The 15554-nt window shown below is 71.5% G+C and carries 11 protein-coding genes and 1 pseudogene; 7 read left to right on the top strand and 5 right to left on the bottom strand.

What is annotated here, in order from left to right:
• Window positions 1-27: 27 nt before the first annotated feature.
• Together AC3AGO_RS10070 and AC3AGO_RS10065 are read left to right on the top strand one after the other, a co-directional pair.
• Complete coding sequence (locus AC3AGO_RS10070; protein ID WP_487819810.1) at window positions 28-1557, top strand: amino acid permease; 1530 nt, start codon at window positions 28-30, stop codon at window positions 1555-1557.
• Window positions 1558-1611: 54 nt separating this feature from the next.
• Window positions 1612-3225, top strand: coding sequence for a glycosyltransferase family 39 protein (locus AC3AGO_RS10065; protein WP_487819809.1), 1614 nt, complete (start codon window positions 1612-1614; stop codon window positions 3223-3225).
• 8 nt (window positions 3226-3233) lie between these two features.
• Here AC3AGO_RS10065 and AC3AGO_RS10060 read toward each other — a convergent pair.
• Window positions 3234-3602: pseudogene (locus AC3AGO_RS10060) on the bottom strand (PIN domain-containing protein); the annotation flags it as partial.
• A gap of 212 nt (window positions 3603-3814) precedes the next feature.
• Here AC3AGO_RS10060 and AC3AGO_RS10055 point away from each other — a divergent pair.
• The 5 genes from AC3AGO_RS10055 (at window position 3815) to AC3AGO_RS10035 (ending at window position 9713) form a co-directional block, all read left to right on the top strand.
• A complete protein-coding gene (locus tag AC3AGO_RS10055; protein WP_487819808.1) occupies window positions 3815-5119 on the top strand; it encodes an ABC transporter substrate-binding protein in 1305 nt (434 codons plus the stop codon).
• A gap of 59 nt (window positions 5120-5178) precedes the next feature.
• On the top strand, window positions 5179-6129 hold the full coding sequence (locus AC3AGO_RS10050; RefSeq protein WP_487819807.1) for a carbohydrate ABC transporter permease: 951 nt from the start codon (window positions 5179-5181) through the stop codon (window positions 6127-6129).
• Window positions 6130-6170: 41 nt separating this feature from the next.
• Window positions 6171-7004 carry a carbohydrate ABC transporter permease gene (locus AC3AGO_RS10045; RefSeq protein ID WP_487819806.1) on the top strand — a complete coding sequence of 278 codons (834 nt, stop codon included), beginning with the start codon at window positions 6171-6173 and terminating at the stop codon, window positions 7002-7004.
• Between the two features lie 22 nt (window positions 7005-7026).
• On the top strand, window positions 7027-8970 hold the full coding sequence (locus AC3AGO_RS10040; RefSeq protein WP_487819805.1) for a cellulase family glycosylhydrolase: 1944 nt from the start codon (window positions 7027-7029) through the stop codon (window positions 8968-8970).
• Window positions 8971-9035: 65 nt separating this feature from the next.
• The gene (locus AC3AGO_RS10035) at window positions 9036-9713 is read left to right on the top strand and encodes an AIM24 family protein (protein WP_487819804.1); all 678 of its coding nucleotides are present in this window, start codon (window positions 9036-9038) and stop codon (window positions 9711-9713) included.
• Window positions 9714-9788: 75 nt separating this feature from the next.
• Here AC3AGO_RS10035 and AC3AGO_RS10030 read toward each other — a convergent pair whose 3' ends face one another.
• From AC3AGO_RS10030 to AC3AGO_RS10015, 4 genes are all read right to left on the bottom strand, one after another.
• Window positions 9789-11915 carry a 3-hydroxyacyl-CoA dehydrogenase NAD-binding domain-containing protein gene (locus AC3AGO_RS10030; RefSeq protein WP_487819803.1) on the bottom strand — a complete coding sequence of 709 codons (2127 nt, stop codon included), beginning with the start codon at window positions 11913-11915 and terminating at the stop codon, window positions 9789-9791.
• Window positions 11912-13129, bottom strand: coding sequence for a thiolase family protein (locus AC3AGO_RS10025; protein ID WP_487819802.1), 1218 nt, complete (start codon window positions 13127-13129; stop codon window positions 11912-11914). Before AC3AGO_RS10025 ends, AC3AGO_RS10030 begins: the two co-directional genes overlap by 4 nt.
• A 218-nt stretch (window positions 13130-13347) precedes the next feature.
• Window positions 13348-14637: an HRDC domain-containing protein gene (locus AC3AGO_RS10020; RefSeq protein WP_487819801.1), complete on the bottom strand. Its 1290-nt coding sequence runs from the start codon at window positions 14635-14637 to the stop codon at window positions 13348-13350.
• Window positions 14638-14734: 97 nt separating this feature from the next.
• Window positions 14735-15412: a LuxR C-terminal-related transcriptional regulator gene (locus AC3AGO_RS10015; protein WP_487819800.1), complete on the bottom strand. Its 678-nt coding sequence runs from the start codon at window positions 15410-15412 to the stop codon at window positions 14735-14737.
• Window positions 15413-15554 lie beyond the last annotated feature (142 nt).

Genomic DNA, 15554 nt, shown 5'->3' with positions numbered 1-15554 from the left:
GGACGAACGGTGCACGGAGGACAACCCATGAGCAGCACGGGGAACGGAGCAGCCCGGAGAGGGGGCTTCTTCGCGACCAAGTCGATCGAGCAGTCGATCCGTGACACGGACGAGCCCGAGCACCGCCTCAAGAAATCGCTCAGCGCGGCGGACCTGATCGTCTACGGCGTCGGCATCGTCATCGGCACCGGCATCTTCGTCGTCACGGGCACCGTCGCCAAGGAGTACGCGGGACCCGCCGTCGCGATCTCGTTCGTGGTCGCGGCCGTCGTCTGCGGCCTGGCGGCCATGTGCTACGCGGAGTTCGCCTCCACGGTCCCCGTCGCCGGCTCTGCGTACACCTTCTCGTACGCGTCACTGGGCGAGCTGCCCGCCTGGATCATCGGGTGGGACCTGGTGCTGGAAATGGCCCTGGGCGCCTCGACGGTGGCCGGCGGCTGGTCGCAGTACATCCTCCAACTCCTCGACAGCGTCGGCATCCACGTGCCCGCCGCGCTCACCCACGAGGGCAACGGCTTCGGCTTCGACGTGTTCGCCGCGCTGCTCGTGCTGGTGATCACCGGTGTGCTGCTGGCCGGCATGAAGCTGTCGGCGCGGGTCACCTCGGCCGTCGTCGCCGTCAAGGTGACGGTGGTGCTGGTGGTCATCATCGCCGGCGCGTTCTACATCGTCGGCGACAACTACACGCCCTTCATCCCGCCGTCGCAGGGTGTCGAAGAGGGCACCTCGGGGCTGCTGACGCCGCTCTCGCAGGAGCTGTTCGGCTTCGCCCCCTCGCAGTTCGGCATCATGGGCATCTTCTCCGCCGCGGCCGTCGTGTTCTTCGCCTTCATCGGCTTCGACATCGTCGCCACCGCCGCGGAGGAGACCAAGAAGCCGCAGCGCGACATGCCGCGCGGCATCTTCGGCTCGCTCATCGTGTGCACCGCGCTGTACGTCGGTGTGTCGCTGGTCGTCACCGGCATGCAGAAGTATTCCGAACTGGACGACGCGGCACCGCTCGCCGCGGCCTTCAAGGCGCTCGACCTGAACTTCTTCTCCGGTCTGATCTCCTTCGGCGCGGCCGTCGGCCTCACCTCCGTGGTCATGCTGCTGCTGCTCGGCCAGACCCGGGTGTTCTTCGCGATGAGCCGCGACGGGCTGCTGCCCCGCGCCTTCTCCAAGGTGCACCCCAAGTTCGGCACCCCGTACCGCACGACCATCCTGCTCGGCGTCGTCGTCGCCCTGATCGCGGGCTTCTTCTCGGTCACCGAGCTGACCGAGATGGTGAACATCGGCACGCTGTTCGCGTTCGTGCTGGTGTCCGTCGGCGTCATCGTGCTGCGCCGCACCCGGCCCGACCTGCCGCGCTCCTTCCGCGCCCCGTGGGTGCCGGTGCTGCCGGCCGTGTCGGCGCTGGCCTGCCTGTGGCTGATGCTCAACCTGAGCATCGAGACCTGGCTGCGGTTCGCGGTGTGGATGGCGCTCGGTATCGTCGTGTACTTCCTCTACGGTCGGCGTCACAGCCGGCTGCAGAACGGCACGCAGGCGGAGGCGCCCAGCCTGCCGCAGGACTGACCGGCGAGCGGCTGAGCACCCCTCCGGCTTCCGGAGGCGGCTAAGTTGGGCGGTATGCCGCCCTCCTCCGCACGGTCGCCGTCACGCGCGCACGACACAGCGGCGCGGTTGCCCGGACAACGGGGCGGCCGCGCCGCCGCCGTGTCCGGACGGCAGTACCGGGTACGGCTGCTGTGCCTGCTCGCCGTGCTCACCCTGCTGACCCGGCTGCCCTCCGTCGCGCGCCCCCTGTGGAACCCGGACGAGGGCTTCCTGGCCACCCAGGCGCGCATGCTGGCCGACGGCGGCACGCTGTACGGCACGGTCGTCGACCGCAAGCCACCGCTCGTCCCGTGGCTGTACCAGGGGGCGTTCGCGCTGTTCGGCGACGAGTCGCTGTGGCCGCTGCGCGCCGCCGCCGCGCTCGCCGTGTTCGCGGGTGCGGCGCTCGTCGCCTCGCTCGCCCGCCGCCGCTGGGGCGAGCGGGCCGGTTGGACCGCCGGGATCCTGTACGTCTGCGCCTCCGTGGGCCTCAACCCGGAGGACACCCAGGCGGCGACGTTCGAGGTGTTCATGCTGCCGTGCACCGTCGCCGCCATGTGGTGCGCGGACCGCGGCCGTTGGGCGTGCGCGGGGCTCGCCGTCGCGGCGGCCGTGCTGTGCAAGCAGACGGGCGGCGCCGTCCTGCTGCCCGTGCTGTTCCTGCTGGCCGGAGCGTTCCGTACGGGGGGCACGCGGGCCGGATGGCGGCCCCTGTTCTCCGGCGGGGCGCGGCTCCTCGCCGGCGCCGCGCTGCCCGTGGCGGCGGCCGCGTTCGCCTTCGGCCCCGGCCGGTTCGCGTTCTGGCTGGCCACCGGGTCCGGCACGTACACGTCGGTCGAGGGCGCGGGACTCCGCGCGCTGGGACGGGCGCTGGGCAGTACGGGCATCCTGCTGCTCGCCTGCGCGCCGTGTGTCCTCGCGCTGCTGTACGTGCTGCTGTCGCGCCGGCACGCCCTCCCGTCCCGTACGGGCGACCTGTGGATGTGGCTCGGCGCCTCGGCCGCCGCCGTGGTCGTCGGCTTCCAGTTCTACGGCCACTACTTCCTCCAACTGGTACCGCCGCTCGCCCTGTTGGGTGCCGCCGTGCTGGGCGCGCTGTCACGCCGTACGGCCGTCGCGGCCCTCGCCGCCACCGCCGTGCTGTGCGCGGGGTACACCGGGTGGGGCTGCACGGCGTCCCGTACGGAACTGGAGCACGCACAGCGTGTGGCCGCCGCGGTGCGGGCGCACACGGGGGAGGGGGACCGGGTCCTGCTGTGGGGGATGCACCCGGAGGGCTACTGGCTCGCGGGGCGGGCGCCGGCCTCGCGCTATCTGACCGCCGGATTCCTCACCAACTTCAGCGGCGGACGGGGCGGCGTGCGCGTCGGCGAGCAGTACGCGATGGACGGGGCGTGGACGTACTTCCGGGGCGAACTGCGGCGTACGCCCCCCGCGTTGATCGTCGACGACGCGCGCGGTGCGGCGTACGGGATCGGCCGCATGCCGACCCTGCGCGCGTACGTGGACCGGCACTACGAGCGGGCCGGCACGGTGGACGGCGCCGTGCTCTACCGCCCGCGCCCCTCGGCGTCCTCCGGCCCGGCGGGCTCTTCCGCCCCCGGGGGCTCACCGTCCCGGGTGCCGGTCACGGGCGGGGCCGGCTGACCCGTCCCGGCCTCGGGGCGCACCGTGCGGGGTCCCGTCACCTCGGCGCCCAGCGCCCGTACGCGCTCCCGCAGTCCGCGGTCCGCGGTCACCACCAGGCAGGGGCGCTCCTCCTCGGCGGAGACCAGCTGCACGATCCGGTTGTCCCCGCTGCCGGGCGCGGCCTCCACGCGGATGCCGGGCACCGGCTCCAGCGCGCGGGCCGCGCCCTCCACCACGAGCACGACGTCCAGCGCCGGGCGGCCGGGCAGGCCCTCCCGCGCGTACGGGACGAGGCTGTCCCGCAGCCGTTCCGCGGCGGCCAGCCGGTTCCGCCACCAGCCGTCCGGCACCGAACCGATGACATTCGCCGCGTCGACCACCAGCAGGGTCCTCATGTGTCCAGCGTGTCACGTGGGAGCGGAGCCCGGCAGCCCGTCGGACCGGCGCGTTCGGCCTGTCCCGGCGGCCGGAGGGCCCCGAACGGGCCGCCGGGAACGGGAAGTTTCCGTTCTAGAGGTCTAGACAACGCTCCCGGGGGCCCGTTCTACTGATCCGCATCGCTCGCCGGTCCGCTGCTGTGCAGCCGCTGAGGAGGAGGTGTCAGGGGGTGCCCCCTGCTCTGAACCGCCGCGGATTCTTCGCCGCCGCTACCGCCGCCGGATCCGTGCTCAGCGCCCCGGCGCTCACCGGATGCGCGTCCCTCACCGGCAGCGAGGTGCCCGAAGGGCTCGTCGTCCACTCGCAGTTGGGCGGCAACGCGCCGGGCGCGGCGGCCTGGGCACGCGCCTCCGCCACGTTCCGCCGCGACAACCCCCGCATCCCGCTGAAGGTCCTCACCAACGCCGACGACCTCCAGCAGGTGTACGAGACCTCCAAGCTGGCCGGCAAGGAAGCCGACATCGTCCTGGTCAACCTGTGGGACAAGGCGCTCGCCTGGACAGAGGTCGGCGCGACCGTACCCGTCGGCAAGTACCTCGACGCGTGGGGACTGCGCGACCGGGTGCTGGAGGCGCCGCTGAAGGAGTGGACCGACAAGCACGGCCGGCTCCAGGGCTTCCCCTTTCTGCGCACCAACTGGCCCGTCGTCTTCAACGAGACCCTCCTGCGCCGCGCCGGGGCCGACGGTGTGCCCCGTACCCACGACGAGCTGCTGACCGCCGCCAAGAAGCTGCGCGGCAAGGGGATTTCACCCGTCGCCATCGGCGGCAACGACTGGAGCGGCCAGAAGCTGCTGCTCCAGATCATGCAGGCGTACGTGCCCGCCGAGGAGGCCAAGGCGGTCATGGCCGACGGGGACTTCAGCGGCTCCCCGGGCGCCCGGCGTGGCATCGAGCTGTTCGTCGAACTGCGCGACGCCGGCGTGTTCGCCGACAACGCGCAGGGCGTCACCTCCGACCTGATGACCACCCAGATCGGCACCCAGAAGGCGGCCATCGCCTCCCTGATGTCCTCCGCCATGGCGGAGCTCCCCGCCGGCGCGGCGAAGCACCTCACCGTCGGCGGCTTCCCCGTACCGCACGACGCCGTATACCCGAAGCCGACCATCATGCGGGCCAACGCGTCGCAGGGCATCTGGGTCAGCCCCAACGGGGAGCGGAAGCTGGACCGTGTCGAGAAGTTCGTGCGCTACATGTACAGCCCGCCGACCATCGGCACGTTCGTCGCCGGCGGCCGCGACGTCGCCCTGCGCACCGGGGCGCGCAGCACCCGGTACCCCCTCGTCGCCCAGGGGCAGGACCTCGGCGAGGGCGCGGACAGCCCCGTCAGCGAAGTGGTCTGCCCCGACATCCACATCCCCGCCGCCGTGACCCAGCCGCTCATCCAGGCCACCGGCACCGCGTTCAGCCCCGGCACGGGCGCCCGGCAGGTGCGGACCGCCATGGAGAAGGCGTACCGCAGCACGGACGCCTGACCCGTACGCCCCCGCACCAACGCCCAAGTCCCGTTCCGCACAGCCCTGATGGAGGATCCATGCCGACGGCGTCCGCGCCCGCCCTCTACCAGGACGTGGAGAGGGCGGGAGAGCCCGGCACCCCGCGGCCCGTGCCGCCGTCCGCCGGCCGGATCCGGCAGGGCGGCACCTGGCTCGCCGTACCGGCCCTCGTCTGGTACCTCGTCTTCATGGTCGGCCCGGTGGCCGCGATCTTCGTGATCGCGTCGCTGCACTGGCCCGGCATGCTCCAGCCGCGCAGCTTCGCCGCACTGGAGAACTACCGCACGGTGCTGGCCGATCCGGTGTTCTGGCAGGCCGTGGAGAACACCGCGGTGCAGCTCGCCGTCGCGCTGCCCGTGATGATCCTGTGCGCCTACATGCTGGCGTACTACCTCGTACAACAGCCGCCGGGACACCGGCTGCTGCGCTATCTGCTGTTCGTCCCCGGACTGATCTCGACGCCCGCGAAGGCCATGTTCTTCTATGGCGCACTGTCACCCGACGGACTGGTCAACGGAGTTCTGCGAAGCCTCGGTCTCGGGTCGCTGGCGCACGTGTGGCTCGCCGACCCGGACACCGCGCTGTACGGCATCGTCGCGCTGGACATCTGGGCGGGTATCGGCTTCACCGCCGTACTGATCGCCGCCCGTCTCGGCAGCGTCCCCGACGAAACCGGCGAGGCCGCGCAGCTCGACGGCGCGGGCCACTGGCGCGCCATGTGGCGCATCCATTTCCCCATCGTGCGCGACTACATCGGCGTGGTCACCATGCTGCAGTTCCTCTGGACGCTGTTCGGCTCCGCACAGCACGTCCTGCTGCTCACCAAGGGCGGCCCCGGCAACTCCTCCACCACGCTGGCCTATCTCGTCTACCAGAAGGCCTTCCTGCAGGCCGACTTGGGCTACAGCCAGGCAGTCGGCGTTCTTCTCTTCGCCGTGGGACTCGTCGGCATGCTGCTCATCCGCCGGCTGCTCCGGCCGTCCCACTGACCCGCCGACCGACCCTCCGACACCAGGGGAGCTGACCGTACGTGAGGAAGACCCTGCGCCTGTCCTGGATACCGGCGCACCTGCTCGTCTGGGCCTACACCGCGCTGCTGGCCGTGCCGCTGTACTACTTCCTCGTCTCCGCCTTCAAGGACAACGGCGCCATCTTCGGCAGCCCCCTGGGCCTGCCCGGCTCGCTGTCGCCCGGCAACTTCACCCGGGCCTTCGAGCTCGCCGGTCTCGGCGGGGCCATCGCCAACTCGGCGCTGGTGACGGTCGGCGGACTGGCCGTCACCCTGGCGTTCGCCGTCCCCGCCTCGTTCGCCCTCGCCCGCAGCCGCGGCCGGGCCGGCCGGGTGCTGGAGCGGATCTTCTCGCTGGGCTTCCTGGTGCCCACGTTCGCCGCGCTGTTCCCCACGTTCCTGCTGGCCGCCGCGACGGGCCTGTTCCACACCCGCACGTTCATGGTCCTGCTGCTGCCCGCCACGGCGATGCCGCTGTCGGTGGTGCTGCTCACCCAGTTCATGCGGGCCGTCCCGGCGGAACTGGAGGAAGCCGCCCGCATGGACGGCGCGAGCACGTTCGCCGTACTGCGGCACGTCTACATGCCGGTCTGTCTGCCGGGCATCGCCGCCGTGGTGCTGCTGAACTTCCTCAACTTCTGGAACGAGTACCTCTATTCGCTGATCATCATCGGTCCCGACCCCGGACTGCGCACCATCCAGGTCGCCCTGCCCACCCTCGTGTCCACGGCCGGCACGCACTACGGACTCCTGGCCGCCGGCACCGTCATCACCCTGCTGCCGGTGTTCGCCGTGTACTCCGTGCTGCAGAAGCGGATGCAGGCCGCGCTGCTCAGCGGCGCCGTCAAAATGTAGGAACTCTCCGAGGAGCCCCCCCATGAAGCGCTTCAGCGCACAGCTGTCCCACGACCCCGGCGTGCTTCCCTGGCTCGGCGCCAACTTCTGGTCCCGTACGGGCGGTCCGCTCATGTGGCGCTCGTACGACCCGCGGGTCATCCGTGAGGAACTGTCCGTGCTGCGCGAGCACGGCCTGAACACCACCCGGTCGTTCTTCTACTGGCCGGACTTCATGCCCACCCCGTACACCGTCGACGAGGCGCTCTGCGTGCACTTCGCCGACTTCCTGGACGCGCACACCGAGTGCGGCATGAAGACCATTCCGACGTACCTGGTCGGCCACATGTCCGGGGAGAACTGGGACCCGTCCTGGCGGGGCGGCCGCGATCTGTACGGGGACGTGTGGATGGTGGCCCGGCAGGCGTGGTTCGCGAAGGAGATGACACGCCGCTTCCACCGCCATCCGGCCGTCACCGCCTGGCTGGTGAGCAACGAGATGCCCATCTACGGACGGGTGCCGGGACAGGAACCGGCACCCCGTGAGCACGTCACCTCATGGGCCGAGACCATCGTCAACGCGGTGCGTGCCACCGGGGCAGCGCAGCCCGTCTCGCTGGGCGACGGGGCGTGGGGCATGGAGGTCATGGGCAGGGAGAACGGCTTCTCGCTGCGCGACACCGCGGAGCTCGTCGACTTCGCCGGGCCGCACGTGTACCGCATGGAGACCGACCGGATCCGGCAGCACCACCGTGCCGCGTTCGAGTGCGAACTGGCCGCCGTCGCCGGGAAGCCGGTCGTCCTGGAGGAGTTCGGACTGTCGACGGATTTCGTGTCCGACGAGAACGCCGCCACGTACTACCGGCAGACCCTGCACAACTCGCTTCTCGCCGGCAGCACCGGCTGGATCGCCTGGAACAACACCGACTACGACGCGCTGCTGGAGCAGCCGCCGTACGACCATCACGGCTTCGAGATGCACTTCGGCATCACGGACAGCGAGGGACGGCCGAAGGCGCCGCTGCGCGAACTGGCCGCGTTCGCACGGGTGCTGGAGCAGGTCGACTTCCCGCACTGCCGGCGCGCCGACACGGACGCCGCGCTCGTCGTGCCGGCCTTCCTGGAGCGCGGCTTCCCCGTGGGTTACGCGGCCGACCGGCCCGTCGTCTTCGAGTCCCTGCGGCAGAGCCACACGGCGGCACGCGAGGCGGACCTGCCGCTCGCCTTCGCCCGGGAACAGGACGGGCTCCCCGAGGACGGCCGGCTCTATCTGCTGCCGTCCACACGGCAGTTGCTCGCCCCCACCCGTCGGCACCTGGAGCAGCTGGCCCGCGGCGGGGCGACCGTGTACCTGTCGTACTGCTCGGGCGAGAAGGGCACCACCCGCGGGCCCTGGTTCCAGGGCCTCGACGAACTGTTCGGCGTGCGGCTCCAGTTGTCGTACGGGCTGGCCGAGCCGATCGAGGACGACACGGTCGAGTTCACCTTCCACGAGGACTTCGGGTTCCTCGGGAAGGGCGCGGTACTGCGGTTCGACGTGGCGGCGTACCGGGGGAGCGACGACAGCAAGGCGTACCTGCCCGTCGTCCCCGACGGCGCGACAGTCGTCGCCACCGACGGCCGCGGCCGCCCCGCGCTCCTGCGGTACGCGGTGGGCGATGGCCAAACAGTGCTGTGCACCTACCCGTTGGAGTACCTGGCGGCCGGCACCGCACGGGTGAACCCGGAGGACACGCACCGGCTGTACGCGGCGCTGGCCGAGACCGCCGGGGCGGCGCGCCCGGTGACGACCGGTACGCCGCTGGTGGGCGCCGACACGCTGGTGCACGAGGACGGCCGCCGGTTCGTGTGGCTGGTCTCCCAGAGCGGCGAACCGGTGACAGTACGGCCCTCCGCGGACGGCACGCTGCACGACCTGGAAACCGGCAAACAGGCCGACGAGACCGTGCTGGAACCGTACGGAGTGCGGGTGCTGGAACTGCGCTGAACCGGCCGGCAGCGCCGGAGCCGTGGCCCCTGGCGGAAGCCGGGGCTCCGGGCGATCATTCCCGTATGCAGAGTGACCTTTTCAAGGACGAATATCTGGCCACGGCCCCCGCCGCGGCCGGCATGACGCTCCAGAACGGCAAGTCCATCAAGTACGCGGTGAACGGCGAGTGTTACGCCCGCCAGGGCGCGATGGTCGCCTACCGCGGCAATCTCCAGTTCGAGCGGCAGGGACAGGGGGTCGGCGGCTACCTCAAGCGGAAGGTCACCGGCGAGGGTCTGCCGCTGATGGCCGTGCGCGGCCAGGGCGAGGCGTGGTTCGCGCACGAGGCGGCGAGCTGCTTCATTGTCGACATCGCGCCCGGGGACGCACTGAGCCTCAACGGCCGTCATGTGCTGTGCTTCGACGCGACGCTGTCCTACGACGTCAAGATGGTCAAGGGCGCGGGCATGACCGGCGGCGGCCTGTTCAACAGCGTCTTCACCGGGCAGGGCAGACTCGGGCTGACCTGCGAGGGCGAACCCATCGTCATCCCCGTCGGCCCGCAGGCCCCGGTATATGTCGACACCGACGCCGTGGTCGGCTGGAGTGCCCAGCTCAACGCGTCGCTGCACCGTTCCCAGAGCGTCGGCTCCATGCTGCGCGGCGGCTCCGGCGAGGCCGTCCAACTCGCCCTGGAAGGAGAGGGGTTCGTGATCGTACGGCCCAGCGAGCTGCAGCCGCAGGCCACCAGCTCCACGTAAGCGCGCGGTGCGGCACACGCGAACGGCGCCCACCCCCAGGGAGGTCGGGGCGGGCGCCGTCGCGGTTCACCGGATTCAGGCGGGGACGCTCGCCACGCCCGGCTCCAGGAAGCGCTTGCCGGAGACACGCTCGCTGACGCCCTCACGGTCCAGGTACGGGGTGAGCCCGCCCAGGTGGAAGGGCCAGCCCGCGCCGGTGATCAGGCACAGGTCGATGTCCTGCGCCTCGGCGACCACGCCCTCGTCGAGCATGATCCGCACCTCCTGCGCGATGGCGTCCAGCGCCCGGTCGCGGACCTGCTCCTCCGTCAGCACCGTGGTGCCGACCTGGAAGAGCGAGGCGACCTCCGGGTCGAGCTCCTGCGTGCCCGGCACGTACAGGTTGCGCTTGCCCGCCTCGACCACGCGGCCGAGGTTCTCGGAGACGGCGAACCGCTCCGGGAACGCCTCGTGCAGGGTGCCCGCCACGTGGTGCGCGACGGCCGGGCCGACGAGCTCCAGCAGCACGATGGGCGACATCGGCAGGCCGAGCGGCGCCAGCGCGCGGTCCGCGACCTCGACCGGGGTGCCCTCGTCGATGGAGCGCAGCACCTCGCCGAGGAACCGGGTCAGCACACGGTTCACGACGAACGCCGGGGCGTCCTTGACCAGCACGGCCGTCTTCTTCAGCGACTTGGCGACCGAGAAGGCGGTGGCCAGCGACGCGTCGTCGGTCTGCTCGCCGCGCACGATCTCCAGCAGCGGCAGGATCGCGACCGGGTTGAAGAAGTGGAAGCCGACGACCCGCTCGGGGTGCTTCAGCTGCGACGCCATCTCGCTGATGGACAGCGAGGAGGTGTTGGTGGCGAGGATGGCGTGCGCCGGCACGACCGCCTCGACCTCGGCGAACACCTTCTGCTTGACGCCCATCTCCTCGAACACGGCCTCGATGACGAAGTCCGCGTCCGCGAAGGCGGAGGCCTTGTCGAGCGAACCGGTCACCAGGGCCTTCAGGCGGTTCGCCTTGTCCTGGTTGACGCGGCCCTTCAGCAGCAGCTTGTCGATCTCCTCGTGGCAGTACGCCACGCCCTTGTCGACCCGCTCCTGGTCGATGTCGGTCAGCACGACCGGCACCTCCAGGCGGCGCGCGAACAGCAGCGCCAGCTGCGAGGCCATCAGGCCCGCGCCGACCACGCCGACCTTGGTGACCGGGCGCGCGAGCGACTTGTCGGGGGCGCCGGCGGGACGCTTGGCGCGCTTCTGCACGAGGTTGAACGCGTAGATGCCGCTGCGCAGTTCACCGCCCATGATGAGGTCGGCGAGCGCCTTGTCCTCGGCGTCGAAGGCGGCCCGCAGGTCGCCGTTCTTGGCCTGCGCGATGATGTCCAGCGCGCGGTACGCGGCCGGGGCCGCGCCGTGCACCTTGCTGTCGGCGATCTCCTTGCCACGCTCCACGGCCTGGTCCCAGGCCTCGTCGCGGTCGACCTCGGCCCGTACGACCTCGATCTCGCCGTTCAGCACGGACGCGGTCCAGCGCAGCGACTCCTCCAGGAAGTCCGCGCCCTCGAAGATCGCGTCGGCGATCCCGAGTTCGTAGACCTGCTTGCCCTTCAGCTGCTTGTTCTGGTTCAGCGAGTTCTCGATGACGACCGAGACCGCGCGGTCCGCGCCGATCAGATTCGGCAGCAGCGCGCAGCCGCCCCAGCCCGGCACCAGACCGAGGAAGACCTCGGGCAGCGAGAAGGCCGGCAGGGCCTTGGAGACGGTGCGGTAGGTGCAGTGCAGACCGACCTCGACACCGCCGCCCATGGCGGCGCCGTTGTAGAAGCCGAAGGTCGGCACGGCCAGGTCCGCGAGCCGCTTGAAGACGGCGTGCCCGCCGCGGCCGATGGCCAGCGCGTCCTCGTGCTTCGTCAGCATCTCGACGCCCTTGAGGTCGGCGCCGACGGCGAAGATGAACGGCTTGCCGGTGATGCCGACGCCGACGATCCCGCCCTCGCGGGCCTCCTTCTCCACCTGGTCGATCGCGGCGTCCAGCTTCGCGAGGGACTGCGGTCCGAAGGTGGTCGGCTTGGTGTGGTCCAGGCCGTTGTCCAGCGTGATGAGGGCGAACCGGCCCGCACCGGCCGGCAGGTCGAGGTGGCGTACGTGCGCCTCCGTCACGACCTCGTCCGGGAAGACCTCTGCCGCGCCCTTGAGCGCTTCTGCGATGTTGCTGCTCACTTGTTGCCCTCCCAGTGGGGGTTCTCCCAGATGACGGTCCCGCCCATGCCGAAGCCGACGCACATGGTGGTCAGGCCGTAGCGGACGTGCGGCTGCTCCTCGAACTGGCGGGCCAGCTGCGTCATGAGACGCACACCGGAGGAGGCCAGCGGGTGCCCGAAGGCGATGGCGCCCCCGTACTGGTTGACGCGCGGGTCGTCGTCGGCGATGCCGTAGTGGTCGAGCAGCGCCAGGACCTGGACGGCGAACGCCTCGTTGACCTCGAAGAGGCCGATGTCGTCGATGCTCAGCCCCGCCTGCGCGAGCGCCTTCTCGGTGGCCGGCACCGGACCGACGCCCATCACCTCGGGCTCGACGCCCGCGAAGGAGTACGCGACCAGCCGCATCTTCACCGGGAGGCCCAGCTCCTGGGCGACGTCCTCGGCGGCCAGCAGGGAGGCGGTGGCACCGTCGTTGAGGCCCGCCGCGTTGCCCGGCGTGACCCGCCCGTGCGCGCGGAACGGCGTCTTCAGACCGGCCAGCATCTCCAGCGTGGTGCCGGGGCGCATCGGCTCGTCCTGGGTCGCCAGGCCCCAACCGGTCTCGCCCGCCTCCTCGTTGGTGCGCCGCACCGAGACCGGCACCAGGTCCGACTGGATCTTGCCGTCGGCGTACGCCTTGGCGGCCTTCTCCTGGCTGCCCACCGCGAACTCGTCGGCGCGCTGCTTGGACAGGTGCGGGAAGCGGTCGTGGAGGTTCTCCGCCGTCATGCCCATGAACATGGCCGACTGGTCGACGAGCTTCTCCGACACGAAGCGCGGGTTCGGGTCGACGCCCTCACCCATGGGGTGCCGCCCCATGTGCTCGACACCGCCGGCGACGACGAGGTCGTACGCACCGAAGGAGATGGACCCGGCGGTCGTCGTCACGGCGGTCATCGCACCGGCGCACATACGGTCGATGGAGTAGCCGGGCACGCTCTGCGGCAGCCCCGCGAGGATGCCGGCGGTGCGGCCGAGGGTCAGACCCTGGTCGCCGATCTGCGTGGTCGCGGCGAGGGCGACCTCGTCGATGCGCTCAGGGGGCAGGTCCGGATTCCGCCGCAGCAGCTCACGGATGCACTTGACGACCAGGTCGTCCGCGCGGGTCTCGTGATAGATGCCCTTGGGGCCCGCCTTGCCGAACGGGGTACGGACGCCGTCGACGAAGACGACATCCCTAGCGGTACGAGGCACGTTGGCTCTCCTCCAGGTGCGGTGCGTGTACGCCGGGCGGCGCGCTTCCCGCGGCCCATGCTACTTGCCGGTAACCAGCAGGCAAGGGGGGCCCGTGCTTCATGAGAGCGGCACTCGTCACACCTGCTTCCGCCGCCCGTTCCCGTACGTCGTACGAACGCGCCGTGCCCGCCGCCGCGCCGCGGGGGCGCAGGGGCGGGCACGGGGGAGCGGGTGCGTCAGGAAAGGGCGCGGGTGGTGAGGGACTGCGCGAGAAGGGGAGCGGTCTGGGCGATCTGCCACTCCCGGGCACCCAGCCCGCGCAGCGCGTCCTCCACCGCGGACTCGGACGCCGCCGGAGGCTGCCAGCACAGGCGCCGGACGGTGTCCGGCGTCAGCAGGTTCTCCTGCGGGAGGTTCAGCTCCTCGGCGCGCGCCACCACCGCGGCCTTCGCCGCGGTGAGCCGTGCCGCCGCGTCCGGGTCCTTGTCGGCCCAGGAACGCGGCGGGGGCGGCCCGTTGAGCGGCTGGCCCTGCGCGGGCAGCTGCTCCTCGGGCAGCGCCCGCGCCCTGTCGACCGCCGCCTGCCACTGCTCCAGCTGCTTGCGGCCCATGCGGTGCCCGAAGCCGGACAGCGCGGAGAGCGCCTGCGTGTCCGCAGGGGAGGACAGCGCGGCCTCCACGATCGCCGCGTCGGAGAGCACCTTGCCCGGTGACACGTCACGCCGCTGCGCGATCCGGTCGCGGGCGTTCCACAGCTCCCGTACGACGGCCATCTGACGGCGCCTGCGCACCTTGTGCATCCCGGACGTACGGCGCCAGGGGTCCTTCCGCGGCGGGGGCGGCGGCGCCGACGCGATGGCCGCGAACTCCTCGTGCGCCCAGTCCAGTTTGCCCTGCCGCTCCAGCTCCTCCTCCAGTGCGTCGCGCAGGTCGATCAGCAGCTCCACGTCGAGCGCCGCGTACCGCAGCCACGGCTCGGGCAGCGGGCGTGTCGACCAGTCGACGGCGGAGTGCCCCTTCTCCAGTGCGTAGCCGAGGACGTTCTCCACCATCGCGCCGAGGCCGACGCGGGCGAACCCGGCGAGCCGCCCCGCGAGTTCGGTGTCGAACAGCTCCTTGGGAAGCATGCCTATTTCGCGCAGGCAGGGCAGGTCCTGCGTCGCGGCGTGCAGCACCCACTCGGTGTCGCCCAGCGCGGCGCCGAGCTCGGAGAGGTCGGGGCAGCCGACGGGGTCGATGAGCGCGCTGCCCGCGCCCTCCCGGCGCAGCTGGATCAGATAGGCGCGCTGGCCGTAGCGGTATCCGGAGGCGCGCTCCGCGTCGACGGCGACCGGACCCGTCCCGGAGGCGAGCGCGTCGGTCAGCGCGGCCAGCCCGGCCGCGTCCGCCGTGACGGGAGGAATGCCCTCACGAGGGGCGAGCAAAGGGACCGGCGCCGGACCCGAGTCCTGGCGAGTGCCGTCGGAAGAGCCCGGGGACGGGGTCTGAGCTGCGGATGCTGATGCGGTCTCTTGGGCGTCGGTCACCAGTCAAGAGTAGCTGTGTGCCGTCGCAGCGGAACGCCCGCCGACGGAACGTTCCGTCGGCGGGCGCGGGGATACCGCTCCGGTTCCTGGCGGGGCGTCAGTGAATGATGCCGGTGCGGAGCGCCACGGCGACCATGCCGGCCCGGTCGCCCGTGCCGAGCTTGCGGGCGATGCGCGCCAGGTGGCTCTTGACCGTCAGGGCCGAGAGGCCCATCGACACGCCGATCGCCTTGTTCGACTGGCCCTCGGCGACGAGCCGCAGGACCTCGACCTCGCGCCCTGACAGCTCGCGCAGGCCGCCGGGGTGCCCCGGACCGCCGGGCCCGCCGCCGGGCCGGCGGTGCAGCCTGTTGGCGGCGGCACCGATGGGCGCGGCGCCGTGCCGGGTGGGCAGCGCACCGCCCAGGTTGTTGCGGGTGCCGGTGACGACGTAACCCTTGACGCCGCCGGCGAGGGCGTTGCGCACCGCTCCGATGTCGTCGGCAGCCGACAGCGCGAGACCGTTCGGCCAGCCCGCCGCCCGGGTCTCGGACAGCAGGCTCAGTCCTGACCCGTCGGGGAGGTGGACGTCGGCCACGCAGATGTCGCGTGGATTGCCGACTCGTGGACGCGCCTCCGCGATCGACGACGCCTCGATGACGTCCCGTACGCCGAGAGCCCAGAGATGCCGGGTGACGGTGGAACGCACGCGGGGGTCGGCCACGACGACCATGGCCGTCGGCTTGTTCGGGCGGTAGGCGACCAGGCTTGTGGGGTGCTCGAGGAGAACAGACACCGGGCCTCCTGGGGAGTGGGACGGAACCGACTCGACGACCGGGCGAAAAGATTGGGACGAGTCGGGGTGTTCCGGGGTGGAAGGGTCACTGACTCCTTCGGCAGCTCTCGGGCCCGCCTTTAGAGAAAGATCACGAATCGGT

The organism is Streptomyces sp. BL1, assembly GCF_057628045.1.
This window is presented reverse-complemented; position numbering and strand designations above follow the sequence as displayed.